The organism is Streptomyces sp. NPDC046859 (assembly GCF_040645135.1).
Classification (GTDB): domain Bacteria; phylum Actinomycetota; class Actinomycetes; order Streptomycetales; family Streptomycetaceae; genus Streptomyces.
Map to the genome: position 1 here is coordinate 362,311 of NZ_JBEYXR010000005.1, position 25,016 is coordinate 387,326.

The 25,016-nt window shown below is 73.6% G+C and carries 26 protein-coding genes; 16 read left to right on the top strand and 10 right to left on the bottom strand.

All coding sequences use genetic code 11. The features are described 5' to 3' along the window. Window positions 1-57: 57 nt before the first annotated feature. The 3 genes from ABZ899_RS09970 (at window position 58) to ABZ899_RS09980 (ending at window position 3,534) form a co-directional block, all read left to right on the top strand. Window positions 58-759 carry a class II aldolase/adducin family protein gene (locus ABZ899_RS09970; protein WP_361343394.1) on the top strand — a complete coding sequence of 234 codons (702 nt, stop codon included), beginning with the start codon at window positions 58-60 and terminating at the stop codon, window positions 757-759. Between the two features lie 81 nt (window positions 760-840). After that, window positions 841-1,956 carry an alpha/beta fold hydrolase gene (locus ABZ899_RS09975; protein ID WP_361343396.1) on the top strand — a complete coding sequence of 372 codons (1,116 nt, stop codon included), beginning with the start codon at window positions 841-843 and terminating at the stop codon, window positions 1,954-1,956. Window positions 1,957-2,130: 174 nt separating this feature from the next. After that, entirely contained in the window at window positions 2,131-3,534 is a 1,404-nt protein-coding gene (locus ABZ899_RS09980) for a hypothetical protein (protein WP_361343399.1), read from the top strand. A gap of 16 nt (window positions 3,535-3,550) precedes the next feature. Here the strand turns inward: ABZ899_RS09980 and ABZ899_RS09985 are convergent, their stop codons facing one another. Further along, the gene (locus ABZ899_RS09985) at window positions 3,551-3,964 is read right to left on the bottom strand and encodes a VOC family protein (protein ID WP_361343401.1); all 414 of its coding nucleotides are present in this window, start codon (window positions 3,962-3,964) and stop codon (window positions 3,551-3,553) included. 206 nt (window positions 3,965-4,170) lie between these two features. Here ABZ899_RS09985 and ABZ899_RS09990 point away from each other — a divergent pair, with 206 nt between their 5' ends. The 3 genes from ABZ899_RS09990 (at window position 4,171) to ABZ899_RS10000 (ending at window position 7,294) form a co-directional block, all read left to right on the top strand. Further along, complete coding sequence (locus tag ABZ899_RS09990) at window positions 4,171-5,769, top strand: ABC-F family ATP-binding cassette domain-containing protein (RefSeq protein WP_361343404.1); 1,599 nt, start codon at window positions 4,171-4,173, stop codon at window positions 5,767-5,769. 335 nt (window positions 5,770-6,104) lie between these two features. After that, on the top strand, window positions 6,105-6,326 hold the full coding sequence (locus tag ABZ899_RS09995) for a helix-turn-helix domain-containing protein (RefSeq protein WP_004002281.1): 222 nt from the start codon (window positions 6,105-6,107) through the stop codon (window positions 6,324-6,326). Window positions 6,327-6,490: 164 nt separating this feature from the next. Beyond that, the gene (locus ABZ899_RS10000) at window positions 6,491-7,294 is read left to right on the top strand and encodes an enoyl-CoA hydratase/isomerase family protein (protein WP_361343407.1); all 804 of its coding nucleotides are present in this window, start codon (window positions 6,491-6,493) and stop codon (window positions 7,292-7,294) included. Between the two features lie 12 nt (window positions 7,295-7,306). Here the strand turns inward: ABZ899_RS10000 and ABZ899_RS10005 are convergent, their stop codons facing one another. Beyond that, on the bottom strand, window positions 7,307-8,035 hold the full coding sequence (locus ABZ899_RS10005) for a nucleopolyhedrovirus P10 family protein (RefSeq protein ID WP_361343410.1): 729 nt from the start codon (window positions 8,033-8,035) through the stop codon (window positions 7,307-7,309). A gap of 87 nt (window positions 8,036-8,122) precedes the next feature. Between ABZ899_RS10005 and ABZ899_RS10010 the strand changes: the two genes are divergently transcribed. From ABZ899_RS10010 to amaP, 5 genes are read left to right on the top strand one after another with little or no spacing between them, the layout of a single operon-like run. Next, on the top strand, window positions 8,123-8,569 hold the full coding sequence (locus tag ABZ899_RS10010) for an Asp23/Gls24 family envelope stress response protein (protein ID WP_361343413.1): 447 nt from the start codon (window positions 8,123-8,125) through the stop codon (window positions 8,567-8,569). A 58-nt stretch (window positions 8,570-8,627) separates the two neighbouring features. After that, entirely contained in the window at window positions 8,628-8,813 is a 186-nt protein-coding gene (locus ABZ899_RS10015) for a hypothetical protein (RefSeq protein ID WP_361343415.1), read from the top strand. Beyond that, window positions 8,810-9,190, top strand: coding sequence for a hypothetical protein (locus tag ABZ899_RS10020; protein ID WP_361343417.1), 381 nt, complete (start codon window positions 8,810-8,812; stop codon window positions 9,188-9,190). Before ABZ899_RS10015 ends, ABZ899_RS10020 begins: the two co-directional genes overlap by 4 nt. After that, a complete protein-coding gene (locus tag ABZ899_RS10025) occupies window positions 9,187-9,855 on the top strand; it encodes a DUF6286 domain-containing protein (protein ID WP_361343420.1) in 669 nt (222 codons plus the stop codon). Before ABZ899_RS10020 ends, ABZ899_RS10025 begins: the two co-directional genes overlap by 4 nt. Further along, window positions 9,852-10,439 (top strand): alkaline shock response membrane anchor protein AmaP, encoded by a 588-nt coding sequence (amaP, locus tag ABZ899_RS10030; protein WP_361343423.1) that lies wholly within the window; start codon window positions 9,852-9,854, stop codon window positions 10,437-10,439. Before ABZ899_RS10025 ends, amaP begins: the two co-directional genes overlap by 4 nt. Window positions 10,440-10,460: 21 nt before the next feature. Here amaP and ABZ899_RS10035 read toward each other — a convergent pair whose 3' ends face one another. From ABZ899_RS10035 to ABZ899_RS10055, 5 genes are all read right to left on the bottom strand, one after another. Then, the gene (locus tag ABZ899_RS10035) at window positions 10,461-11,216 is read right to left on the bottom strand and encodes an SDR family oxidoreductase (RefSeq protein ID WP_361343426.1); all 756 of its coding nucleotides are present in this window, start codon (window positions 11,214-11,216) and stop codon (window positions 10,461-10,463) included. A gap of 5 nt (window positions 11,217-11,221) precedes the next feature. Beyond that, entirely contained in the window at window positions 11,222-13,009 is a 1,788-nt protein-coding gene (locus tag ABZ899_RS10040; protein WP_361343429.1) for a glycoside hydrolase family 15 protein, read from the bottom strand. A 75-nt stretch (window positions 13,010-13,084) separates the two neighbouring features. Next, window positions 13,085-13,885: an SURF1 family protein gene (locus tag ABZ899_RS10045; RefSeq protein WP_361343431.1), complete on the bottom strand. Its 801-nt coding sequence runs from the start codon at window positions 13,883-13,885 to the stop codon at window positions 13,085-13,087. 49 nt (window positions 13,886-13,934) lie between these two features. Next, window positions 13,935-14,168 (bottom strand): hypothetical protein, encoded by a 234-nt coding sequence (locus tag ABZ899_RS10050; protein ID WP_361343434.1) that lies wholly within the window; start codon window positions 14,166-14,168, stop codon window positions 13,935-13,937. Between the two features lie 79 nt (window positions 14,169-14,247). Further along, window positions 14,248-15,240, bottom strand: coding sequence for a DEDDh family exonuclease (locus ABZ899_RS10055; RefSeq protein WP_361343437.1), 993 nt, complete (start codon window positions 15,238-15,240; stop codon window positions 14,248-14,250). 196 nt (window positions 15,241-15,436) lie between these two features. Between ABZ899_RS10055 and ABZ899_RS10060 the strand changes: the two genes are divergently transcribed. Further along, window positions 15,437-16,147: a VIT family protein gene (locus ABZ899_RS10060; RefSeq protein WP_361343440.1), complete on the top strand. Its 711-nt coding sequence runs from the start codon at window positions 15,437-15,439 to the stop codon at window positions 16,145-16,147. A gap of 167 nt (window positions 16,148-16,314) precedes the next feature. Further along, the gene (locus ABZ899_RS10065; protein WP_361343443.1) at window positions 16,315-17,358 is read left to right on the top strand and encodes a zinc-dependent alcohol dehydrogenase family protein; all 1,044 of its coding nucleotides are present in this window, start codon (window positions 16,315-16,317) and stop codon (window positions 17,356-17,358) included. A gap of 4 nt (window positions 17,359-17,362) precedes the next feature. On the opposite strand, the gene ABZ899_RS10070 is transcribed toward ABZ899_RS10065, so the two are convergent. Genes ABZ899_RS10070 through ABZ899_RS10080 form a run of 3 tightly spaced genes read right to left on the bottom strand, consistent with a single transcriptional unit; the run spans window position 17,363 to window position 21,394 of the window. After that, window positions 17,363-18,370 carry a CopD family protein gene (locus ABZ899_RS10070; RefSeq protein WP_361343446.1) on the bottom strand — a complete coding sequence of 336 codons (1,008 nt, stop codon included), beginning with the start codon at window positions 18,368-18,370 and terminating at the stop codon, window positions 17,363-17,365. 10 nt (window positions 18,371-18,380) lie between these two features. After that, on the bottom strand, window positions 18,381-19,826 hold the full coding sequence (locus tag ABZ899_RS10075) for a CoA transferase (RefSeq protein WP_361343448.1): 1,446 nt from the start codon (window positions 19,824-19,826) through the stop codon (window positions 18,381-18,383). Window positions 19,827-19,849: 23 nt separating this feature from the next. Continuing rightward, window positions 19,850-21,394, bottom strand: coding sequence for a S8 family serine peptidase (locus ABZ899_RS10080; RefSeq protein WP_361343451.1), 1,545 nt, complete (start codon window positions 21,392-21,394; stop codon window positions 19,850-19,852). Between the two features lie 384 nt (window positions 21,395-21,778). Here ABZ899_RS10080 and ABZ899_RS10085 point away from each other — a divergent pair, with 384 nt between their 5' ends. The 3 genes from ABZ899_RS10085 (at window position 21,779) to moaA (ending at window position 24,997) form a co-directional block, all read left to right on the top strand. Next, a complete protein-coding gene (locus ABZ899_RS10085) occupies window positions 21,779-22,135 on the top strand; it encodes a DUF485 domain-containing protein (protein WP_361343453.1) in 357 nt (118 codons plus the stop codon). After that, entirely contained in the window at window positions 22,132-23,751 is a 1,620-nt protein-coding gene (locus ABZ899_RS10090; protein WP_361343456.1) for a cation acetate symporter, read from the top strand. Before ABZ899_RS10085 ends, ABZ899_RS10090 begins: the two co-directional genes overlap by 4 nt. A 256-nt stretch (window positions 23,752-24,007) precedes the next feature. Further along, window positions 24,008-24,997, top strand: coding sequence for a GTP 3',8-cyclase MoaA (gene moaA, locus ABZ899_RS10095; RefSeq protein ID WP_361343459.1), 990 nt, complete (start codon window positions 24,008-24,010; stop codon window positions 24,995-24,997). Window positions 24,998-25,016 lie beyond the last annotated feature (19 nt).

Here is a 25,016-nt window from a genome sequence, read left to right on the forward strand (position 1 = left end):
CCTAAAGTGCCCCCACTCTCCGGCGACTTCACGCACCGCGCCTGGCAGGATCGCCGCATGGCTGAGGAACGGTGGGAGCAGGGGGACGGGGACACCCCGTACCGGCGCACGGTGCGGCCCGAGGAGGCGGCGGCCTGGGAGGCCCTCGTCGCGACGGCCCGCCGGACCGTCGCCGACGGACTCGTGGTCGGCACGTCCGGGAACGTCTCGGTGCGCGTGGGGGACACGGTGCTGGTCACGCCCTCCGGCGTGCCCTACGACCGGCTCACGCCCCAGGACGTCACGGGCGTCGGCCTCGACGGCCGGCAGGTGCTGGGCACGCTGGTGCCGACCAGCGAGCTGCCCATGCACCTCGCCGTCTACGGCGCCACCGGCGCCCGTGCCGTCGTGCACACCCACGCCGTCCACGCGACGGCCGTCTCGACCCTGGTGCCCGAGCTCCCGCTGATCCACTACATGGCGGCCGCCCTCGGCGGACCCGTCCGGGTCGCCCCCTACGCGGCCTACGGCACCGAGGAGTTGGCCGAGAACATGCTGCGGGCCCTCACCGGCCGCACCGCCTGCCTCCTGCGCAACCACGGCACCGTCGCCCACGGCGCCACCCTGGACCAGGCGTACGACCGCACGGCCCAACTGGAATGGATGTGCCGCGTCTGGCTCACGGCGGCCTCGGTACCGGGCCTGTCCCCGGCCCTGCTGTCCGAGGAACAGGTGGCGGAGGTGGGGGAGCGTCTGAAGGGGTACGGGCAGCGGCGCTGACGGCCCGCGGGCGGCTGCCCCGCTTCACCCCGCCCCGCCCTCCCACTGGCCACACGCCCGGTCCTTCCGGACACTGGACGGGTGCGCACTGTCCGAACGACGGCCGCAGCCGTCTCCGTGGCCCTGGCCGCCGGCGCCGCGAGCGTCGCCGCCGGGCGGCTCGCCAGCGGCGCCGCCCTGACGGCGCCCCCCGGCCGTCCGCTGCCCACCGAACCCCGGCTCACCGTGCACGCCACGGCTCCCGGGCAGATCGTCCTCACCCGCGACCTGGCCTCGCTGCGCCCCGGCACGTACGGCCTCGCCGGTCACGGCTCCCACGCCGTCGTCGGCCCGGTGCTCGAGGACGCGCCGCACTCCGCCGACACCGTGGTCCGCCGCCTGGAGCTCGTCACCCACGGCACCCTGAGGCCCGGCGACAGCGTCTGGCTCACCCCGAACCTGTACGTCGGCAACCCGAGAGCCACCCTCGGCCTCGACCACGCCGACGTCGACATCCCCGGCGAACTCGGCCCGCTGCCCGCCTGGTTCGTGCCCGGCGCCCGGGACACCTGGGTCATCGCGGTGCACGGCCTGGGCACCACCCGCGAACACGCCATGAACCTCATGCGGCCCCTCAACGCCCGCCACGTCCCGGTGCTCGCCCTCGCCTACCGCGGCGACCTCGGCGCGCCCCGCCCGCCGGACGGCCTGAACCACCTCGGCGAGACCGAGTGGCGCGACCTCGACGCCGCGCTGCGCTACGCCGTGCGCTACGGCGCCCGGAAGGTCGTCCTGCTCGGCTGGTCCACCGGCGCCACCATGGCGCTGCGCGCCGCCGCCCGCTCCAGCCTGCGCGACCGGATCGCCGGGCTCGTCCTGGACTCCCCGGTGCTGAGCTGGGAGGCCACGCTGCGCGCCCTCGCCGCGGCCCGCCACATCCCGAGCGCCCTGCTGCCCCTCGCCGTCCGCGCCGCCCAGGGCCGCGCGAACCTGACCGCCGACCGCTCCGGCACCGACACCGTCACGGTGCCCACCGTCGTCTTCCACGGCCCCGGCGACCAGGTGGCCCCCTGGACCCTGTCCCGCCGCCTAGCCGACTCGCACCCCGGCCTCGTCACCCTGCACACCGTGCGGGACGCGCCCCATGCCGCCATGTGGAACGCCGACCCGGACTTCTACGAGGAGTCGCTGCGCCGCTTCATGACGCCGCTGGTCTGAGACGCCCCCGCGGGACCGGCACCCGCGGCCGGTCCCGTGCCATTCCGTTTAAGGCCGTACGGCCGGCCTGCTCCCGGCCCCCGGGCACCGTCGGACCCCCCGCGCCGGCCGTCCCCGAAGCCGCTCACGGCATTCCGTTTGGGTTTTCGGACCGTCAACCGGAAGACTGCACCCGTGACGTCCCGTATCCCGCGCGACTCCAGGCTTCGACTCGTCCGCCCGCGACCCCTGGCCGCCGCCCCCGGAGCAGTGAACCAGCGGCGCCCGCGCCGACCCGCGCCCCGGCCGCCGGAGGGCACACCGGCCCGGTCCGAGCTGGCCGGAATGGCACGCTCCCTCCTCGCCGACGCGGTCCGCGTCGCCCTCTGGGCCGACACCGCCCTGCGCCCCGGCCGTACGAACGCGAACCCCGACGGCAAAGGCACCCTCTCCGACGAGACCGCCGAACGCGCCTCCCGCGCCCTCGGCCTGACCGTCGCTCAGGTTCGCGCCGACTGGGACACCGCCCGGCTCGCCGGCCTCGTCGAGGTGCACGGCGACAGCGCCCGCCCCAGCTGGCGGCTGCGTGCCTGGGACCGCGACGACAGCGCCGTCCTGCGCGGCTGGGTCGCCCTCTTCGACGCCTGGTCGCTGGCCCACCCCGAGCCCGCCCACCTCGAGCACGCGGCCGTCGCCGACATCGTCTCGGCCCTGCCCCAGGTGCTGTCCTTCCTCCAGCTGTCCGCCGGTCCGGTCCCCGTCGAACAGCTCCTGGACCTGCTGGAGCAGCGCGTCACCGAGCTGCGCACCGAACGCTGCGAGATCCCGTACGGACCGCGGCCGGAGCCGCTCCCCGACGCGAGACCCGTCGAGGACACCCCGCTCGCCCCGCTCCTCGACTGGGCCCTCTCCGCCCTCGCCTCCGTCGGCGCCCTCACCTACGGCGACGGCCAGGCCACCCTCACCCCCCTCGGCAGCTGGGCGGTCTGGGTCAAGCTGGAGCAGATCTGCGTGGCCGCCCAGAGCCCCGCCGGGAACATCGAGCAGTCCGCCGAGGACATGCTGCGCGGCTGCGCCCAGCTGCGGCCCAACGCCGCCCGCGACGAGTACCGCGCCTGGCTCGCCGCCCGCCCCGTCGGCAGCGCCGTCACCGAGCTGCTGGCCGCCGCCCGCGGCGACGACGCCCTGCTGCGCGGCCTCGCCTTCGAGGCGCTGCGCGTCGTCGGCGCCCCCGCCGAACCCGATGTGCGCGCGATCGCCGACGAGCCGGCCCTGCGCCCCTACGCCCTGCTGTGGCTCGCCGAGCACGACGGCGCCGACCCCGAGGACGCCCACGAGGTGCTGACCCGTGAGGAGGCCACCTGGCTGTGGGTCGACACCGCCGCCGCCGTCGCCGACCACGGCGAGGCCCCGATGCTCGTACGGCACCTGGAGTCCGCCGTCCAGCCGACCGTGCCCGCCCTCCTCGACGAGGTGCGTGCCGTCGGCCACCCCCGCACCGTGCAGGTCCTGGTCGCCCTCGCCGCGGCGCACCCCGACCCGGCCCTCGCCAAGGCCGTGCGCCGGGCCGCCTTCCAGGTGCACACCGGGGGGAGCTGAGCCGGCCCCGCGCCGCTCAGCCGCCCGTCCCGGGGACGTAGGTGCCGAAGCTCCACACGTTGCCCTCCAGGTCCCGGGCCAGGTAGTCCCGGCCGCCGTAGTCCTGGTCCGTCGGGGGCATCAGGATCTCCGCGCCGTGCTCCACGGCCCGCCGGTGGTGTGCGTCGACGTCCTCCACGACGACGTAGACCCCGGCCGGGCCCGCGCCCTCCATCACCCGGTCGAAGACGCTGCCGGTGCCCTTGGAGCCCAGCATCACCACGCCGCCGCCCTGCGTCAGTTCGGCGTGCGCGACCTTGCCGTCCTCGCCCTCGTGCACGGCCAGTCCCGTGAAACCGAAGGCCTCCGTGAGCTGCCGGACCGCCGCCTCGGCGTCCGTGTACAGCAGCGCCGGGCTGAGTCCCGGACGCCCACCGCTCGTGCCTGCCATGCCGTCACCCTTTCGTGCGCAGCGACCTCGGGCGGCCGTCGCCGCCGCCGGTGTGATGCATGACCCGCCCCGGGTCGTCCGAACCCGGAAAAACTGGTTGCACGGCCCCGTTAGACTGGCCCCATGGCCATTCTCCTCGCGCATTAGACGGCGGGACTGTCCTCAGCCGCCCATACCGCCACCTAGCCCCGCCCTGGAGTCTGACCGTGATCTCCGCCACCGGTATCGAGCTGCGCGCCGGCGCGCGCGTCCTCATCGAGTCCGCGACCTTCCGCGTCGCCAAGGGTGACCGCATCGGCCTCGTCGGCCGCAACGGCGCGGGCAAGACGACCCTCACCAAGTGCCTGGCAGGCGAGGGCATCCCGGCCGCCGGACAGATCACCCGCTCGGGCGAGGTCGGCTACCTCCCGCAGGACCCCCGCACCGGCGACCTCGACGTCCTCGCCCGCGACCGGATCCTCTCCGCGCGCGGCCTGGACGTGCTGATCCGCAAGATGCGCGAGAACGAGCAGCGCATCGCCAACGGCAAGGGCGCCACCCGCGACAAGGCCCTCAAGCAGTACGAGCGCCAGGAGACGGAGTTCCTCACCAAGGGCGGCTACTCCGCCGAGGCCGAGGCCGCCACCATCGCCGCCGCGCTGAACCTGCCCGACCGGGTGCTGGGCCAGCCCCTGCACACCCTCTCCGGTGGTCAGCGCCGCCGTATCGAACTGGCCCGCATCCTGTTCTCGGACGCCGACACCCTGCTCCTCGACGAGCCGACCAACCACCTCGACGCCGACTCGATCGTCTGGCTGCGGGACTACCTGAAGACCTACCGCGGCGGCTTCATCGTGATCTCCCACGACGTCGACCTGGTCGAGACGGTCGTCAACAAGGTGTTCTACCTGGACGCCAACCGCGCCCAGATCGACGTCTACAACATGGGCTGGAAGCTCTACCAGCAGCAGCGCGAGGCGGACGAGAAGCGCCGCAAGCGCGAGCGTCAGAACGCCGAGAAGAAGGCCGCGGCCCTGCACTCGCAGGCCGACAAGATGCGCGCCAAGGCCACCAAGACGGTCGCCGCGCAGAACATGGCCAAGCGCGCCGACAAGCTCCTCTCCGGCCTCGAGGCGGTACGCCAGCAGGACAAGGTCGCCAAGCTGCGCTTCCCCGAGCCCGCACCCTGCGGCAAGACCCCGCTGATGGCGGAGGGCCTGTCGAAGTCGTACGGCTCGCTGGAGATCTTCACCGATGTCGACCTGGCCATCGACAAGGGCTCCCGCGTGGTCATCCTGGGCCTCAACGGCGCGGGCAAGACGACCCTGCTGCGCCTGCTCGCCGGGACGGAGCAGCCGGACACCGGCGCGGTCGTGCCCGGCCACGGCCTCAAGCTCGGCTACTACGCCCAGGAGCACGAGACCCTGGACCCGGAGCGCACGGTCCTGGAGAACATGCGCTCGGCGGCCCCCGACCTCGACCTCGTCGAGGTGCGCAAGACGCTCGGCTCCTTCCTGTTCTCCGGCGACGACGTCGACAAGCCGGCCGGTGTCCTCTCCGGCGGCGAGAAGACCCGGCTCGCCCTCGCCACCCTGGTCGTCTCCTCGGCGAACGTCCTGCTCCTCGACGAGCCCACCAACAACCTCGACCCGGCCAGCCGCGAGGAGATCCTCGGCGCGCTGCGCACCTACAAGGGCGCGGTCGTACTGGTCACCCACGACGAGGGCGCCGTGGAGGCGCTCCAGCCGGAGCGGATCATCCTGCTGCCGGACGGGGTCGAGGACCTGTGGGGCGCCGACTACGCGGATCTCGTCGCCCTCGCGTGACCGAATGCGTGATCCACGGGCTATGGATCATTCGGCCCACGGGTGATCCACCATCTGTGTGAGATCTCCTCGTACCGAGGTGTGTAGTACATCGATTTCGCGCCCTCGTCGGTTATCGGCGGGGGCGCGCGTATGCCAGGACGCTGACCTGGGAATTCACAAATGAACCCGTTCGGCTGTACGGACGCGAGCCTCCGGAATTCCATATTCCGCATGTGGGGACGCGCTCCTGTCGTCACAACCATGTCTCACGGACCTTGCCGAATGGGTGGCCATGTAGCCCCGGAGGGGTGATCATGAGGAGACCAGAGCGCACTTCCCATGAGGAGGCACGGGTGGCCGAGACTCTGAAGAAGGGCAGCCGGGTGACCGGCGCCGCGCGCGACAAGCTCGCGGCAGACCTGAAGAAAAAGTACGACTCCGGTGCGAGCATCCGGGCACTGGCCGAGGAAACCGGCCGCTCGTATGGCTTCGTCCACCGGATGCTCAGCGAATCGGGCGTCACGCTCCGTGGGCGTGGCGGGGCGACGCGAGGCAAGAAGGCCGCATCGTCCTGATCCCGGGCGGTCCATCGGCTTCGATGGTGACCATCCGGCCGGTCCTCCCCTGAGCCCTTGAGGGGCCCGGCGGGATACCGGATCGACCGGGTGGTTACTGTGCAGTCACTTAGTGGGTGCCTCCTCGGCATCCGCAGGCTGACCGCACGCATCGGAGGCACCCCATGGCTTCGCCCGCCCAGGACATCGCTCCCCTGCTCGACAAGGACCACGTCCGGCTCACCGTCGACGGCGCGATCGCGACGGTGACCCTGACGAACCCGGCCAAGCGCAACGCGCAGAGCCCCGCCATGTGGCGGGCGCTCGCCGAGGCCGGGCGGGTCCTGCCGGGCAGCGTGCGCGTCGTCGTGCTGCGCGGAGAGGGCCAGTCCTTCTCCGCCGGACTCGACCGCAAGATGTTCACGCCCGAGGGGATCGAGGGCGAACCCTCCTTCATCGACCTCGCGCGCAGCAGCGACGGCGAGCTCGACTCCGCGATCGCGGGGTTCCAGGAGGCGTTCACCTGGTGGCGGCGCAACGACCTGGTGTCCATCGCCGCCGTGCAGGGCCATGCCATCGGGGCGGGCTTCCAGCTCGCGCTCGCCTGTGACGTGCGCGTCGTCGCCGACGACGTGCAGTTCGCCATGCGCGAGACCAGCCTCGGACTGGTGCCGGACCTGACCGGCACGCATCCGCTCGTCGGGCTCGTCGGCTACGGCCGCGCGCTGGAGATCTGTGTGACGGGCCGCTCCGTGCTGGCCGAGGAGGCCGTGGCCGGCGGGCTCGCCAACCTCGCCGTGCCCGTGGACCAGCTCGACGACGCCGTACGGGACCTGGCCGGGGCCGTCGTCGCCGCGCCGCGGGACGCCGTCGTGGAGACCAAGGCGCTGCTGCGCGGTGCCACCGACCGCACCTACGACGAGCAGCGCGGCGCCGAACGGGCCGCGCAGGCGCGCCGTCTGCGGGACCTGGCCGGCCTCGGAGAGTGAGCCGCGCGCGGATCAGCCGACGGCAGTGACCAGTACGGCCACCGTCGGCCGGTCCGCGAGGGCCCGGCCCACCCTCTCGCGTACCTCCCGGGCCACCTCCACGGCCCGGTGGTCCGCGGCGACCGCGAGTTCGACACGTACATGCCGGTGCGGCAGAGCGGCCCCGTCCTGCCGCGTCTCGACGTGCACGGAGCGGCCCGGCCCGCCCAGCGCTCCGGTCAGCCCGGTGACCCCCGGGACCGCCAGGGCGACGGCCGTGACGCGCTGCTCGTCGGGGTTCGCGGGCCGCGCCGGGGGCACCGGCTCGGACGGCCGGGTGGGCGAGGGGCCTTCGTCACCACCGTCCTCGTCGAACAGGGCCGTCACCCGCAGATCCACCTCGGTCACCGCCAGACCGAGCTGATCCGAGGCGGCCGACAGCGCCGCGCGCAGCCGGTCCGTCGTGGCCGGCAGCGGCTCGGCGCCGGCCGCCGCGCACTCGGCCGTGATCCGCAGCGGCCCCGGCGGCAGGGCACTCGGCGGTGGCGGCACGACCGGCTCGCCGCTGCCGTCCGGATCGGCCGGTGCGATCCGCAGCGCGCCCAGCCGGGCACCGCGCACCGGCTCCGCCGCTCTCCGCAGCACCGACTCGGCCGCCGTCTCGAAGATCCACGCGCCGTCGCGCGCCCCGCCCAGCGGCAGCAGCCGTCCGAGCCCGACCTGCTGCCGCACCGCCCGCTGCCACCGGTCCGCCGTCGTCATTCCTCCAGCCTGCCGTATCCATGGCGCGGTTTCCCGTAACCGTGCTTACGGTGGTCGAGGGACGACGACCGAAAGGGACCGACGGCCATGACCGAGATGACCGAGCAGAAGATCCAGGGGCCCGGGCGCGGTGGGACGGACACCGGCGCCCGGGGCAGGACCACCATCGCCGACGGAGTCGTGGAGAAGATCGCCGGAATGGCCGCCCGCGACGTGGCGGGCGTGCACGCGATGGGCAGCGGCCTGTCGCGGACCTTCAGCGCGATGCGGGACCGGGTCCCCGGCGGCGGGACGGCCAAGTCGGTCACCCGCGGGGTCAAGGCCGAGGTCGGCGAGAAGCAGGCCGCGCTCGACCTGGAGATCGTCGTCGAGTACGGCGTGTCCATCGCCGAGGTCGCCCGCGACGTGCGCGAGAACGTCATCAACGCGGTGGAGCGGATGACGGGTCTCGAGGTCGTCGAGGTCAACATCGCGGTGAGCGACGTGAAGCTGCCGGACGAGGAGGACGAGGAACCGGAGCGCCGCATCCAGTGATCCGCCGAGGGCCGTACGACCGGGGGCGTGAAGGCGCCGAGAAGCTGAGGAGCGCAGGATGAGCATGGCCGTGGTCGGCATGATCGCCGGCATGGCACTGGCCTTCGCCGGATACTTCGGCGGATTCGGCGCCTTTTTGCTGGTTGCGGCCCTGGGCGCCGTGGGGTTCGCCGTCGGGCGGTTCCTGGAGGGGGACGGGGAGTTCGGCGACTTCCTCCGCCACCGCGACGAACGACGCCGGTGACGGCCGTGAGCGGCGGGGCGGAGGTCCGCAGGCCCCCGGCCCAGATCGAGCCCGCGGAGCGCGGATCCCTCCGGATCGCCGACCGGGTCGTCGCGAAGATCGCCTCGCAGTGCGCCCGGGAGGCGGTCGGGCCACCGCCCGAGGGTGCCGGACACCCCTACGCCAACGTCCTCGTCGCGCACGACACCGTCCGGGCCCGGGTCCACGTCGAGCTCGGCCACCCCACCGACATCGGCGCGCGCTGCGCGGCCGTGCGTCGCCATGTCACCGAACGGGTAAGCGCGTTGGTGGGCATGGAGGTGACGGAGGTCGCCGTGCACGTCGAGCGGCTGCACCCGGCGTCCGTACGGGACGCGGCACAGGGGAGGACGCGATGAGCGAGTCCGGGGGACCGGAGGGCGCCACCGAGCGGCTGCCGGTCCTGGAGAAGACGACCGGCTCCGGTGACTACGGCCAGTCGTCGTCGGCGGCCGACCACCAGCCTCCGCCTCCGGTCGGCCGCGCGGGCCGCTTCTGGTCGGCCCGCCGGGTCCCCGCCGCGCTCACCGCGCTGGTGCTGATCGTCGGCGCCGGCTTCCTGCTGTACGACGTCGTCTCCGTGCGGGCCGGACGGCCCGCCATGCGGTGGCGCCGCGAACTCGCCGACCAACTGGCCCACCGCCCCCTCGACGACACCTGGGTGCTCGTCGGCGCCGGGCTGGTCGCCGTCCTCGGTCTGTGGCTGCTCGTCCTCGCGCTCACCCCGGGCCTGCGCCGGGTCCTGCCGATGCGGCGCACCCACCCCGACGTCCGCGCCGGGCTGCACCGCGACCTCGCCGCACTGGTCCTGCGCGACCGGGCGATGAAGGTCCCCGGCGTCCAGTCGGTGCGGGTCCGCGTGCGCCGTGCGAAGGCCGACGTGCGGGCCGTCTCGCACTTCGGCGACCTGGACGACGTACGCGCCGAGCTGGACGCCACGCTCGCCGAGACCGTGCGGGGGCTCGGGCTGTCCCGGCGGCCCGCCCTGTCCGTGCGGGTCCGGCGACCCGGACGGAAGGGGTGAGGGCCGTGCTCAGGGCCGTGAACCGGCTGCTCGTCGGGCTCGTCGGACTGGTGCTGCTCGTGGTCGGCGGCTCCGTGTTCGCCGTGGGGCTGGGGGCGCCCGCGCCCTCCTGGTGGATCCACGACGACCGGCACGACGTACTGCTCAGCGACGCCGAGCGGACCCGCCTGCGGGACGACGGCTGGTGGTGGCCGACCGTCATCGCCGTCCTCGCGGTGCTGGTCCTGCTCGCCCTGTGGTGGCTGACCGCGAACCTGCGCAGGCGCACCCTCACCGAGGTCCTCGTCGACACCGGTGACGGCGCGGGCGCGCTGCTGCGGGGCCGCGCCCTGGCGGACGCCCTCGCGGACGAGACCGCCGTCCAGGAGGGCGTGCAGCGCGCCCGCGTCCAGCTGGGGGGCAGACGCACCGCGCCCGAGACCCGGGTACGGCTGCTGCTGGAGCCGCACGTGGACCCCGGGGCGGCGCTCGATGAGTTCACCGACGGGGCCCTGGCGCACGCCCGCACCTCGGCGGGGCTGGCGTCCTTGCCCGCGGAGGTCCGCCTCAAGGGCGTCAGGCACGGTGCGGAACGGGTCAGTTGACGACCCCGTCCGCTCGCCCGCTCAGAACCCGTGCCGCATCCCGCCGTCCACCGGCAGCATGACGCCCGTCAGATAGGACGCGGCCGGGGACAGCAGGAACGCCGCCGCCCGCCCGAACTCCTCCGGGCGGCCGTAGCGGCGCAGCGGGATGCGCGACTCGTTCGCCGCGCGGGTGGCCTCCGGGTCGGCGGACAGCGCGTCCAGCTCCCGCACCCGGTCGGTGTCGATCCGAGCCGGCAGCAGCCCCACCACCCGGATGCCGCGCGGCCCCAGCTCGTCCGCGAGGGACTTGGCGAAGCCGGCCAGGCCCGGCCGCAGCCCGTTGGAGATGGTCAGCCCCGGGATCGGCTCGTGCACCGAGCCCGACAGCACGAACCCGATCACCCCGCCCTCGTCGAGCTCGGCCGCCGCCACGCGCGCCAGCCGGACCGCGCCCAGGAACACCGATTCGAACGCGGCCCGCCACTGCTCGTCCGTGATGTCCGCAACGAACCCGGCCGGCGGGCCGCCGACGCTCACGAGGACGCCGTCGAAGCGGCCGAACGCCTCGCGCGCGGCGGCGACGAGCCGTCCCGGGGCCTCGGCGTCGGCGTTGTCGACGGCCACCCCGACGGCGTCCGGCCCCAGCTCGGCGGCGGCCGCGGCGACCCGCTCCTCGTCCCGGCCGGTCAGGACGACCTTCGCCCCGTCGGCCACCAGCTCCCGTGCCGCCGCGTTGCCCAGGCCGCGCGTGGCACCCGTGACGACGTACACCCGGTCCTTCAGTCCAAGATCCATGGTCCCTATCCTGCCCCGCCGTCCCCGGACAGCGCGAGGGCGGTGTTCACCAGGCCGATGTGGCTGAAGGCCTGCGGGAAGTTGCCCAGCTGGTGCCCGGCGACCGGGTCGTACTCCTCGGCCAGCAGGCCCACGTCGTTGGCGAGGCCCACCAGCCGGTCGAACAGCTCGCGCGCCTCCTTGGCGCGGCCCGCCATGTGCAGCGCCTCCGCCAGCCAGAACGAGCAGGCGAGGAACGCTCCCTCGCCGCCGGGCAGGCCGTCGACGGACCGCCCCTCGGTGCTGTAGCGGCGCAGCAGCCCGTCATGGCTGAGTTCGGCGCGGATCGCGTCGATCGTGCCGACGACCCGCGGGTCGTCCGGCGGCAGGAAGCCGACGCGCGGGATGAGCAGCACGGCGGCGTCCAGCTCCCTGGAGCCGTAGGACTGGGTGAAGGTGTTGCGTTCGGCGTCGTAGCCCCGCTCGCACACCTCCCGGTGCACCTCGTCGCGGAAGGCGCGCCAGCCCTCCAGATCGCCGTGGAGCTGCGGGTTGTGCTCCAGGGTGCGCACCGCCCGGTCCGCGGCCACCCACACCATCACCTTGGAGTGCACGAAGTGCCGGCGGCCGCCCCGCACCTCCCACAGCCCCTCGTCGGGCTGCCGCCAGTGCGCGCGCAGCCACTCCACGAGGGCCACCTGGATCGCCCACATGTGCGGCTCGGTGGGCAGCCCCGCCTCACGGGCCAGCGAGAGTGTGTCCATGACCTCGCCGTACACGTCGAGCTGGAGCTGGTTGACCGCCTCGTTGCCGATGCGTACGGGCGCGGAGCCGCGGAAGCCGGACAGCCAGGGCACCTCGAACTCGGGCAGCCGCCGCTCACCGGCCAGGCCGTACATGATCTGCAGGTCGGCCGGGTCGCCGGCGACGGCGCGCAGCAGCCAGTCCCGCCACGCCTCGGCCTCCTCCCGGTAGCCCGCCGACAGGCCCACGTTCAGGGTGAGGGTGGAGTCGCGCAGCCAGCAGTAGCGGTAGTCCCAGTTGCGCACCCCGCCCGTCTCCTCGGGCAGCGAGGTGGTGGCGGCGGCGACGATCCCGCCGGTGGGCCGGTACGTGAGGGCCTTCAGCGTGATCAGGGAGCGGACCACGGCCTCCCGGTAGGGGCCGTCGTAGTGGCACTGTCGCACCCAGGCGCGCCAGTCCCGGACACTGGCCTCCAGCGCCTCGTACGGGTCGATGAGCGCGGGCCGCGGCCGGTGCGAGGGGTGCCAGGTCAGGACGAACGCGACCTTCTCCCCCTCCTCGACGGTGAACTCCGCGTGGGTGCCGAAGTTCTCGCCCCAGGTGTGCACCTGGGGTTCGCTGCGCAGCCACGTCGAGTCCGGGCCGGCCACGGCCACGCGGTGCCCGTGCGACTCGCGCACCCAGGGCGTCACGGCGCCGTAGTCGAAACGCAGCCGCAGGGTGCTGTGCACGGTGACCCGGCCGCGCAGGCACTCGACGATGCGGACGAGGTCGGGGGCCTCGTCGCGCTGGGGCATCAGATCGGTGACCCGGATCGCGCCCTCGGCGGTCTCCCACTCGGTGTCCAGCACCAGGGTGTCCTGGCGGTAGGCCCGTCGGGTGCAGGGCCCGTCGACTCCCTTCGGGGCGATCCGCCAGTGGCCGTTGTCCTCGTCGCCGAGCAGTTTGGCGAAGCAGGCGGCCGAGTCGAAGCGGGGCAGACACAGCCAGTCGACCGAACCGTCCCTGCCGACCAGGGCTGCCGTCTGCTCGTCGCCGATCAGGGCGTAGTCCTCGATGCGGGGGTGCACGCAAGTGCGGATTCCCCGGGGGTCACATCGCCAATCAGACGGAAGCCCCCGGTGTGACCGGCGCCACAGCCGCCGTCAGACCGCCGGTGTCGCGGCGACCGGCTCGGCCTCGGCCGGCTCCGACGCACCCGCCGCCCGGTCCCGGGCCTCGCGGCGGGCCAGGATGAACCAGCCCAGCGGGACGCCCGCGGCGAACAGCCACCACTGCAGGGCGTACGCGTAGTTCAGCGCGGCGTTCTCGTCACCGGGAGGGCCGATCGGCTCCGGGCGGTCGCCCCCGGGCGCGGGCGCCGTCTGCACGATGTAGCCGCCGAGCACCCGGGCGTCCAGGCGCTGCGCCTCCCGCTCGCTGTCGATCAGCATGACCTGGCGGTCGGGCAGGCCCTCGAGGTCCTTGATGCCGCTGGCCGCGGTCGTCTCGTCCGGCATCAGCCGGCCCGTGACGGTGGTCCGGCCGCTGGGCGGCGCGGGGATCTTCGGGAAGGCCGTCTGGCTGGGGCCGTCGGCCGGGATCCAGCCGCGGTTGACCAGCAGCACCCTGCCGTCGGCCAGCACGAACGGGGTCAGGACGTGGAAGCCGACCTTGTCGTCGGAGTTGACGCGCCGCCGGACGACCACCTCGTGGTCGGCGTCGAAGCGGCCCACGGCGGTCACGGCGCGGTAGCGCTGCCCGGCGGTGACGGAGTGCCCCGGTGACGTCAGCCGCTCCACCGGCACCGGCTTCGCGTCGAGGGCGGCGGCGACCAGATCGTTGCGGGCGCTGCGCTCCTCGTAGCGGTGCATCTGCCAGAAGCCCAGCCTGATCATCGTGGGGATGAGGAGCAGGGCGATCAGCGTGAGGATCACCCACTGCCGGGACAACAGGAAGCGGTACACCCCACGACCGTACAACTCGGTCGAGGGGTGCTCTCACGCGGGTGCCCGGTCACACCTTGTCGACGATGCCCGCCTTTCCCTCCGCGCGGGCGCAGTGGGCGCCGCAGTACCACTGCCCGTCGACCTCGACGCCCTGGCCGATGATCTGGACACGACAGTGCTCGCAGATGGGTGCCATGCGGTGGATCGCACAGGAGAAGCAGTCGAAGACGTGCACCGCGCCCTGCGCGTGCACCTCGAAGGTCATGCCGTAGTCGTTTCCGCACACTTCACATGTCGCCATGCGCCACAGGGTGGGCCCCCGCCGCGGCCGGGGCGAGAGGGCTCCGGGCGAGTCGCGCGTCAATCACCCGTCCGTACGGTCACCCCTCCGTGGCCGGTTCCACGTCCTCCAGGAGCTGACCGAACGCCGCCTCGTCCACCACCGGCGTCCCGTACTGCCGGGCCTTGAGCACCTTCGAGGTGCCCGAGTCCGGGTCGTTCGTGACGAGCAGGCTGGTCAGCCGGGACAGGCTCGTCGACACATGGAGCCCGGCCTCGACCGCCCGGTCCTCCAGCAGATCGCGCTCGGTCGACGTGTCCCCGGAGAAGGCGACCCGCATCCCCTGCTTCAGCCGCCCGCCCTCCGCGTAGCGCCCCGGGTTCGGGTAGGGGCAGGCGGGCCGCCTGCGGGTCGGGCGCCAGCTCGTCGGGCGGTAGCCGCCGGCCCCGCCCGGCTGCCGGCCGATCCGGGGCACCGCCGTGTCCCGCCACTCCGTCAGCGGCAGGCACTCCTGCAGCGGCAGCCGTACGCTGCCCGCCGCCGCGGCCCGCAGGCTCGGCCGGAACGCCTCCGCCAGCACCCGCGCGTCGTCCAGCGCGTGGTGCGCCCGCCGCTGTACGACGCCGAAGTGCGCCGCGAGCGTCGCCAGCTTGTGGTTGGGCAGGGGCAGGCCCAGCTCCTTGGACAGCGCGATGGTGCACAGCCGCTGCCGCACCGGCGCCTGCCGCTCGGCGCGCGCGTACTCCCGCGCGATCATCTGCCAGTCGAAGACGGCGTTGTGCGCGACGAGCACCCGGCCGTCGAGCCGGGCCGCGAACTCCTCGGCTATGTCCGCGAAGAGAGGGGCGCCCTCCAGGGCCTCGCTCGTCAGACCGTGGATCCAGACGGGCCCCGGGTCCCGCTCCGGATTGACCAGCGTGTACCAGTGGTCCTCGACCTCGCCGAGCGCGTCCAGCCGGTAGACGGCGGCGGAGATGATCCGGTCGTCCCGGGCGAGGCCGGTGGTCTCCACGTCAACGACCGCGTATCCCTGCGGATACGCGGCCGGCCACGCAGTCGGGGAGGACGCTGTGGTCGTCGGGTCTTCGAGCATGGTCACTGAGGATACGGGCCGGGACTGACAGCCCCGGCCCTCAGGTGCCCTGCCCCGCCCGTCTGTTCGGGCCGGGCGAACAGACGGGCGCCAACCGGACGGCGGGCGCGGGGCGTTGGCCCGGCCCGGCGACCCGTCGATCGGCCCTGGAGCGTCGATACGTCCCTGATGTCCAAGGCGGTGCGATCCTCCCCCTATGACCGAACCGAAGCGCGACCAGGTCCACCGGGGTGGTCTGGGGGAGCGGTTGAACTGGCTGCGCGCGGCCGTCCTCGGCGCCAACGACGGCATCGTGTCGACGGCCGGGCTCGTCGTCGGCGTGGCCGGTGCGACCGACACCCGCTCCGCCCTGCTCACGGCGGGCCTGGCCGGACTGCTCGCGGGATCGATGTCGATGGCGGCGGGGGAGTACGTGTCGGTCTCCACCCAGCGCGACGCGGAGCGGGCCGCGCTGGCCGAGGAGCGGCGCGAGCTGAAAGAGCGTCCGCAGGCCGAACTCGAGGCGTTGGCGGGCCTCCTGCGGCGCCGGGGGCTGTCGCGCCAGGTGGCCCGCGAGGCGGCGGTCCAGCTGACCGACCGGGACGCCCTCCGGGCACACGCGCGCGTGGCGCTCGGCATCGACCCGGACGCGCTGACCAACCCCTGGCACGCGGCGTGGGCGAGCTTCCTGGCGTTCACGGCCGGCGCGCTGCTGCCGCTGCTGGCGATGGTGCTGCCCCCGGCCGACACCCGACTGGCCGTCACCGTCGCCTCCGTCCTGACCGCCCTCGCCCTGACCGGCTGGAGCAGCGCCCGCCTGGGCGCCGCCGCCCCCGCCCGGGCCGTCCTGCGCAACATGACGGGCGGTGCCCTGGCGATGGGCGTCACCTATGCGGCGGGTAGCGCGCTGGAGGTGGCGGGGGTGTAGCCGAGGCGGGCACGGCGTGTTCGGGGTGCACGCCCTCCCCGAAGCGCGCCGACCACCGGCCGGGACGTACGGTGAGAAGCGCGCCCGCCCACCCCCGGGCGCACGACATCCCCGGGCGCCCGCCCACCCCCGGGCGCACGGACGCCCCCGCGAGAAGGACCCTCGTCATGCGAGCCACCACGATCCACGCCCCCTTCGACATACGGGTCCAGGACGTGCCCGACGCCGCCGTGCGGCAGCCCACGGACGCCGTGGTCCGGGTGCTGCGCGCCTGCATCTGCGGCAGCGACCTGTGGGCCTACCGGGGCGAGTCGCCCCGCCGGCCGGGGCAGCGCATCGGCCACGAGTTCCTCGGCGTCGTCGAGGAGACCGGCTCCGAGGTGAGCGGGCTGCGGCGCGGCGACCTCGTCGTCGCCCCCTTCATGTGGTCCGACGGCGTCTGCGACTACTGCCGCGAGGGCCTGACCACCTCCTGCGAGCACGGTGGCTTCTGGGGCTCCGTCGGCTCCGACGGAGGCCAGGGCGAGGCCGTCCGGGTGCCGTTCGCCGACGCCACCCTCGTCCGGCTGCCCGGGGACGCGGCCTCCGACGACCATCTGCTCTCCGCGCTGCTGACCCTCTCCGACGTCCTCGGCACCGGTCACCACGCCGCCCTCGGCGCGGGCGCCCGGCCGGGCGCCACGGTCGCCGTCGTCGGCGACGGCGCCGTCGGACTCTGCGCCGTCCTCGCCGCCCGGCGGCTCGGCGCCGAACGGATCATCGCCCTCGGCCGGCACCCGGACCGCACCGACATCGCCCGCCGCTTCGGCGCCACCGACATCGTCGCCGAGCGCGGCGAGGCGGCGATCGAGGCCGTCCGCGAACTCACCCGCGGCCAGGGCGCGCACTGCGTCGTCGAGGCCGTCGGCACCGAGCAGTCCATGCGGACGGCGGTCGGCGTCACCCGGGACGGCGGAGCCATCGGATTCGTCGGGGTGCCGCACGGCAGCGGCACCGGCCTCGACCTCGGCGTCCTGTTCGACGGGAACATCGCGCTGCGCGGCGGTGTCGCACCGGTGCGCACCTACATCCCGGAGCTGCTCCCCGACGTGCTGGACGGCACGATCGACCCGTCCCCCGTCTTCGACCGGACCGTCGGCCTGGAGGACGTCCCGGACGGCTACCGGGCGATGGACGAGCGCACCGCCCTCAAGGTCATGATCACGCCCTGACGCCTCACCAGCGGATCGGGACCGGAAGCGCCGTCAGCAGCCCCGACAGCGCGACCACCCCGGCCAGCGCCACGACCTCGGCACGCGCGGGCGTGCACGCCGTCAGCGGATCGGCGGCCCGGCGCAGCCGGATGCGGGCCCACAGCGCCAGCCCGGCGACGACGACCATGAGGAGCACCTTCGCCAGCAGGGCCCGCCCGTAGGCCGTCCCGGTCAGCTGCGTCAGGATCGTCTCCGGCGGCATCCGGCGCAGCGAACTGCACACCCCGGTGGCCGTCAGGGCGACGAGCAGCGCCGCCGCCACGCGCGCGTACAGCCCGAGCAGGGCCGCGCCCGCCTCCCCGGCACCCCGGCCGCGCAGTGTCCGCAGGACGTACAGCAGTCCGCCCGCCCACAGCGACGCGCAGGTCAGATGGACCAGCGTCAGCGCGGAGCCGAGCAACGGGTCGTCCTCGGTGGTGGGGTGGGCGCGCAGCGCCTCGGCGAAGACCAGCGCGGCCAGCGGCCACACCTGGGTGCCGGGCCGGCGCGACAGCGCGCACAGCCCGGCCACCACGAACGCGTTGACCTCCAGCAGCGCGAGCTTGCCGTCGCGCGTGGCGTAGAGCCCGCCCACGTCGAGGTCGGTGGGGCCCCGCGGCACCAGATTGCCCGTGGAGACGACGGAGGCCAGCGCGAGGGCGGCGACGAAACCCACGGCGGCGGCGTACGGCGCCCAACTGCGCGGCAGCGCCGGCAAAGCCCCCGGCACCGACCGCGCCAGCCGCCCTACGAACACCTCGCCCAGCGGGACGCACAGCGCCGCGAACAGCACCGCGCGCAGCAGCCCGATCCCGGCCGTGCCGGGTGCGGCGGCCTCCCCGGTGCCGTGCAGCGCGGCGGACGGCCCGAGCAGCGGGACGCACGCGGCGGCGGCGACCAGGGCCAGTACGGCGACGGCCCGGCCCACGCCGGGGCGGGACCCGGCCTCGCTGCCCTCGGGTGTACCGGTCGAGGACTTCGTCAACGTCACCTCAGGATCTTCACAAAGCATCGCAGAGGCGCACAAGTGCCGGAAAAGAACTGGCGGAAGAGCATTCCGCCGGTCCGTCCCAGGCCCGTCGCAGCCAGCTCGCCGGATCGGCGCCCCACGCCCCCGGAGGCCGCGCCCAGTCGCGCGGACCGCCCTCGAAGGAGACCGGCGGCAGGGCGTACCGCAGCCGGCCCAGCGCGCTGTCCCGCTCGGCGAGCCAGTCGTCCGGGGCCTCGTACACCGCGTCCCCGGCCGGGCCCGGACCGACCTCACGGGTCAGCCAGTGTGCCGTACGCGCCAGGGACAGGCTCAGGAGGGAGCCGTGCCCGTCCTCGCCCCGGTCGGTCAGCGCCCGCAGCACGGCCGCCGCCAGCAGATAGCCCGTGCCGTGGTCCAGGGCCTGCGCCGGCAGGGCGCCCGGCCGCCCGGCCGACCCCTCGGTCACCGCGATCCCGGTCGCGGCCTGCACGAGGCTGTCGAACCCGCGCCGCCCGCCCCAGGGGCCGTAGGCGCCCCAGGCCGACAGCTCCGCCACCACCAGTCCGGGCCACCGCTCGGCCAGCGCTCGCGCCGACAGCCCGAACCGGTCCAGGGCGCCCGGCCGGTACCCGGTGACCACCACGTCCGCCGCCTCCAGCAACTCCTCGAGGCCGCGCCGGTCCACCGCCGCGTCCAGCAGCGCCGAGCGCTTGCCGAAGCCCGTGTCGGTGTGCTGGTCGGCCAGTTCGGGAAGCCGCGGCGCGTCCACGCGCAGGACGTCGGCGCCGAGCAGCGCGAGCGTGCGGGTGGCGACCGGCCCCGCGATGACCCGCGTCAGGTCCAGGACCCGCACCCCGGTGGCCGGCAGCAGGGGGGTGCCGTCGAGCGGCGGGAGCGCACGCGCGCGTGCCGGGGCCGTCCGCTCCCGTCCGACCAGCGGGCGCCGGGCCACCTCCGCCGCCTGCTCGTGCGCCGCCCACTCCGCGGGGGTGCGCAGCGCCACCGCGAGACCGCCGGCGGCGTACACGGCGTCCTCCACCTCGCGCGCGGGCCGCTCGGCGACGGCCGCGGCGACGGCGTCCGGGTCCTCCCGGGACACGCCCAGCGCGGCCCGCAGAGCGGCCCGGTGGTGCGGATAGTTCGCGTGGGTGCGCACCCAGCCGTCGGCGGCCGGCCAGAACCGGGACAGCGGCGCGAACCAGACCGGCGCCCGCCCGTCGACCAGCAGATGCCGTTCGCTGACGAACGCCGTGGCGATCGCCCCGTCGTCCAGCCGTACCGCGGGCACCCCGGCGAGACCGGCCCGCCGGGCGCCCGCCTCCGCGGCGGCCAGGGCGCACGCACCCACACAGGCGCGCGCCGCTTCCCGTACGGGAAGGCGCGCGGCGAGCGCGCCCTCCCGCACCACGGCCGACACCCCTTCGAGCAGGGCGGCGTCGCCGCCCACCGCCGACCAGGCGGATTCCAGTGCAGTCATGACCGCACTATGCGCCACAAGGCTCAGTCGACGGCGTCCAGGGCGTCGACGATGCCGGCTCCGTAGAAGCCGTTGAGCCGCTTGCCGCCCTCGCACCGCGCGTCCTGTGTGCCGTCGCCGTTCTGGTCGTACGACGCCGGGCAGCCCGGGTTGTCCGCCTGGGCCTTCAGCAGGGCCCTCAGCAGGGCCGGAGTCGCCTTCGGATAGCGGGACTTCAGCAGCGCGGCGACGCCCGCGGTGTGCGGGGAGGCCATCGACGTGCCCTGGAGGAAGCCGTAGCCGCCGTCCGGAAGCGTGGACAGGATGCGCCCGTTCTTGGACGGGGTGTCCGGCACCTGGTAGCGGCCGTCACCGCCGGGCGCGGCCACGTCCACGACGCGGTGACCGTAGGACGAGTAGTACGACTTGAGGTTCTGCACGCCGGTCGCGCTGACCGTCACGACACCCGGCAGCTGCGTCGGGATGTCGAGGCACACCGACGGGTCGACGGTGCGCGGCCCCGGGGTCGTGTCGTTGGGGCTGGAGGTGTCCTCGATGGCGTCCGAGGCCAGGTCGTGGTTGCTGTTGCCCGCCGAGGCGACGTGCAGGGTGCCCTTGCGCTGGGCGTACAGCTGGGCGCGGTCGACCGCGTCCACGATGGCCTTCTGGTCCGGGTCGGTCGTGCAGTTGTACATCCACGGGTCGACGTAGTAGCTGTTGTTCGTGATCTCCACGCCGTGGTCGGCGGCGAACACGAAGGCGCAGACGACGTTCTCCGGGTAGAACAGCCCGCTGGCCGGATCGCTCACCTTGATGCCCGCCACCTTGACGCCGGGCGCGACGCCGGCGACGCCGACACCGTTGCGGGCCGCGGCGATCTCACCGGCCACATGGGTGCCGTGGTAGTCCCCGCTCGTGTACGGCCGCCAGGCTCCCGCGCTGGTGTCCGCCTTGCCGCCGACGCAGTTGGCCGACTGGGAGGCGGAGAAGTTCGGGGCGAGGTCCGGGTGGGTGTCGTCGACGCCGGTGTCGATCACGGCGACGGTCACCTTGCGGCTGCCCGGGTTGATCAGCGCGGCCTTGTCGGCGCCGATCGCCCGCAGGTCCCACTGGTCCGCCTCCAGCGGCTCCGGGGTGCCCTCGGTGCTGCCCGTGGTCGTCTTGGCGGCGCCGGCGATCTTCGCGGCCTGCTGCTTCGTCAGGGGCTCGACGGGCCCCTCGTCCGTCGTGCCGGCGGCGGTCAGCGGCGCCGTACGGGTCGCTCCCGCGGACTGCACACCGCGCACCGCCCGTATCGTGCGGGCGAATTCGGGGTTCGCCGAGTGGACGACGATGACGCCGATCCGCTCGTACGCGATGACCACGGTGCCGCCGGCCGCCTGGATCGCCTTCTTCACGGACTCGATCGTGCGGTTGTCCGTCCTGGTGTTGACGACGTACGCCAGGGAGGACGCGTCCGCGGCCCGCGCGGAGGGCTCCGCGAGCGGGGCCGCGGACGACGCCGTCGGCAGGAAGCCGAGCGTGGCGGTCAGCGAGAGGACCAGCGGGACCGCGAGGCCGAGACGGCGTCTGGACCGCAGAGGAGTCATGGGATCTCCACATCATCCGGAACGGAACGGCCCGGGACGTGGATGACGCCCGGGCAGGTACATGACGAGTGGTGCAGCCCGAAGCTATCCCCGAACTCCCTGGCCAGCAATCGGGACGGGGCATCTTCGGAAAGAAGCAGCGGGAGTTGAACCGGTCCTCACGCGGCGCCGTGACCTTGGGCAGGAGGCACGAGCCCGGTCGTGCCCCCTTTTGGATCACTCGCCATGGCCCTACCATCGCCAGCCGGTCACGTGATCCATGTCACTGCGAAAGACAGAGCCGTCATGTCCGTACCCACCCCGCCCCCGACCCCCGAGCCGCCCCCGACCCCCGAACCGTCCCCGTCCACCGCCGAACCGGCGCCCGCAACGCGAGGAGACTCCGTGGCCACCGACGCACCGCCCCCCTCGAAAGAGACACACCGGCTCCCCACGACCGAGGAGTTCAGCGAGGTGCAGGCGAGCGCGGAGTTCGCCGAACTGCGCCGCTCCTACCGCTCCTTCGCCTTTCCGCTGACCGTCGCCTTCATCGTCTGGTACCTGCTGTACGTCCTGCTCTCCAACTACGCCGGCGGCTTCATGGGCACCAAGCTGGTCGGCAACGTCAACGTCGCATTCGTCTTCGGAATCGCCCAGTTCGTCACCACGTTCCTCATCGCCTGGTGGTACGCGCGGCACGCGAACGCCAAGCTCGACCCCAAGGCCGAGGCCATCAAGACACGTATGGAGGGCGGCGCATGAGCCCCGCGATGACCCTCGCGGCCAACGAGGCCAGCGAGCACCGGCCGCTGATCATCACCCTGTTCGCGCTCTTCGTGGTCGCGACCCTCTTCATCACCGTCTGGGCCGGCCGCCAGACCAAGGACGCCGCCGACTTCTACGCCGGCGGCCGGTCGTTCAGCGCCTTCCAGAACGGCCTCGCCGTCTCCGGCGACTACATGTCCGCCGCGTCCTTCCTCGGCATCGCCGGCGCCATCGCGATCTTCGGCTACGACGGCTTCCTGTACTCCATCGGCTTCCTGGTCGCCTGGCTGGTCGCGCTGCTCCTGGTGGCCGAGCCGCTCAGGAACTCCGGCCGCTACACGATGGGTGACGTGCTCGCGTACCGGATGCGCCAGCGGCCCGTCCGCACCGCCGCCGGCACCTCCACGATCGTCGTGTCGATCTTCTACCTGCTGGCGCAGATGGCCGGCGCCGGCGTGCTGGTCTCCCTGCTGCTCGGCATCACCTCCGACGCGGGCAAGATCCTCATCGTCGGCCTCGTCGGCGTGCTGATGATCGTCTACGTCTCCATCGGCGGCATGAAGGGCACGACCTGGGTCCAGATGATCAAGGCCGTCCTGCTCATCGGCGGCACCATCCTGATCACCTTCCTGGTGCTGCTGAAGTTCAACTTCAACATCTCCGACCTGCTCGGCAAGGCCGCCGACAACAGCGGCAAGGGCGCCGCCTTCCTGGAGCCCGGCCTGCAGTACGGCGCAACAGGCACCTCCAAGCTGGACTTCATCTCCCTGGGCATCGCCCTGGTCCTCGGCACCGCCGGTCTGCCGCACATCCTGATCCGCTTCTACACGGTGCCCAACGCCAAGGCCGCCCGTAAGTCCGTGAACTGGGCCATCGGCATCATCGGCGTCTTCTACCTGATGACCATCGCCCTCGGCTTCGGCGCCGCCGCGCTGATCTCCCAGGACGAGATCCTCGCCTCCAACCCGTCCGGCAACACGGCGGCCCCGCTGCTCGCGCTGCATCTGGGCGGCGTCGACTCGACCTGGGGCGCCATCCTGCTCGCCACCATCTCGGCGGTCGCCTTCGCGACGATCCTCGCCGTCGTCGCCGGCCTCACCCTGGCGTCCTCCTCGTCGTTCGCCCACGACATCTACGCGAACGTCATCAAGAAGGGCACCGCCACGGAGAAGGAGGAGGTCCGGGCCGCCCGCCTGGCCACCATCGGCATCGGCGCCGTCTCCATCCTGCTCGGCGCCCTCGCCCGCGACCTCAACGTGGCCGGCCTGGTCGCCCTGGCCTTCGCGGTCGCGGCCTCCGCCAACCTGCCGACGATCCTCTACAGCCTGTTCTGGAAGAGGTTCACCACCCAGGGCGCCCTGTGGTCGATCTACGGCGGCCTGATCGTCGCCGTCGGCCTGGTGCTGTTCTCACCGGTCGTCTCCGGCGATCCCAAGGCGATGTTCCCGGACGTCGACTTCGCCTGGTTCCCGCTGAAGAACCCGGGCATCATCTCCATCCCGTTCGGCTTCCTCATGGGCTGGCTCGGCACGGTCCTCTCCAAGGAGGAACCGGACGCCGGCAAGTACGCGGAACTGGAGGTCCGCTCCCTGACGGGCACGGGCGCGCACTGACCCCGTTATCCCCGGCGGCCACGTCGCGTGATGCGCGACGTGGCCGTTCGGTGTGCCGGGGACGGGATCGGCTCGCCCACGCCCTCGCCGGACCGCCCCACGACCGACAGAGGCCCCGATCCGGCCCCCCGTCGTGCATCCCTACCACCGGCCCCGTCCCACGTCGTGGGATCGAACCCGTGTGACTGTCCGTGCGGTCACGTAGGCTCGCAGGTGACGTACGTCGAGAACTGGTCACGACCAGGAGGGGGCCCACGTGCTCATCGACACCTACGGCCGGGTGGCCACCGACCTGAGGGTCTCGCTGACCGACCGCTGCAATCTGCGGTGCACGTACTGCATGCCCGAGGAGGGCCTGCAGTGGCTCGCCAAGCCCGATCTGCTCACCGACGACGAGATCGTGCGGCTCATCGACATCGCCGTCACCTCCCTCGGCATCGAGGAGGTCCGCTTCACCGGCGGTGAGCCCCTGCTGCGGCCCGGGCTGGTCGGCATCGTCGAGCGGGTCGCCGCCCTCGACGCCCGCCCCCGGATGTCCCTGACGACGAACGGCATCGGCCTCAAGCGCACCGCCGCCGCCCTCAAGGCCGCCGGCCTGGACCGGGTCAACGTCTCCCTCGACACCCTGCGCCCCGACGTCTTCAAGACCCTCACCCGCCGCGACCGCCACAAGGACGTCCTGGAGGGCCTGTCCGCCGCCCGCGAGGCCGGCCTCACCCCGGTGAAGGTCAACTCCGTGCTGATGCCGGGCCTGAACGACGACGAGGCCCCCGACCTCCTGGCCTGGGCCGTCGAGCACGACTACGAGCTGCGCTTCATCGAGCAGATGCCCCTGGACGCCCAGCACGGCTGGAAGCGCGACGGCATGATCACCGCCGGGGACATCCTCACCTCCCTGCGCACCCGCTTCGAGCTGACCGAGGAGGGCGCGGAGAAGCGCGGCTCGGCCCCGGCGGAGCGGTGGATCGTGGACGGCGGCCCGCATGTCGTCGGCGTGATCGCCTCCGTCACCCGCCCCTTCTGCTCGGCCTGCGACCGCACCCGCCTCACCGCCGACGGCCAGGTCCGCACCTGCCTCTTCGCCCGCGAGGAGACCGACCTGCGCGCGGCCCTGCGCTCCGGGGCGCCGGACGAGGAGATCGCCCGGATCTGGCGGCTGGCGATGTGGGGCAAGAAGGCGGGCGCGGGCCTCGACGACCCGTCGTTCGTGCAGCCGGACCGGCCGATGTCCGCCATCGGGGGATAGCGCTCGGCCCGGTGAGGTG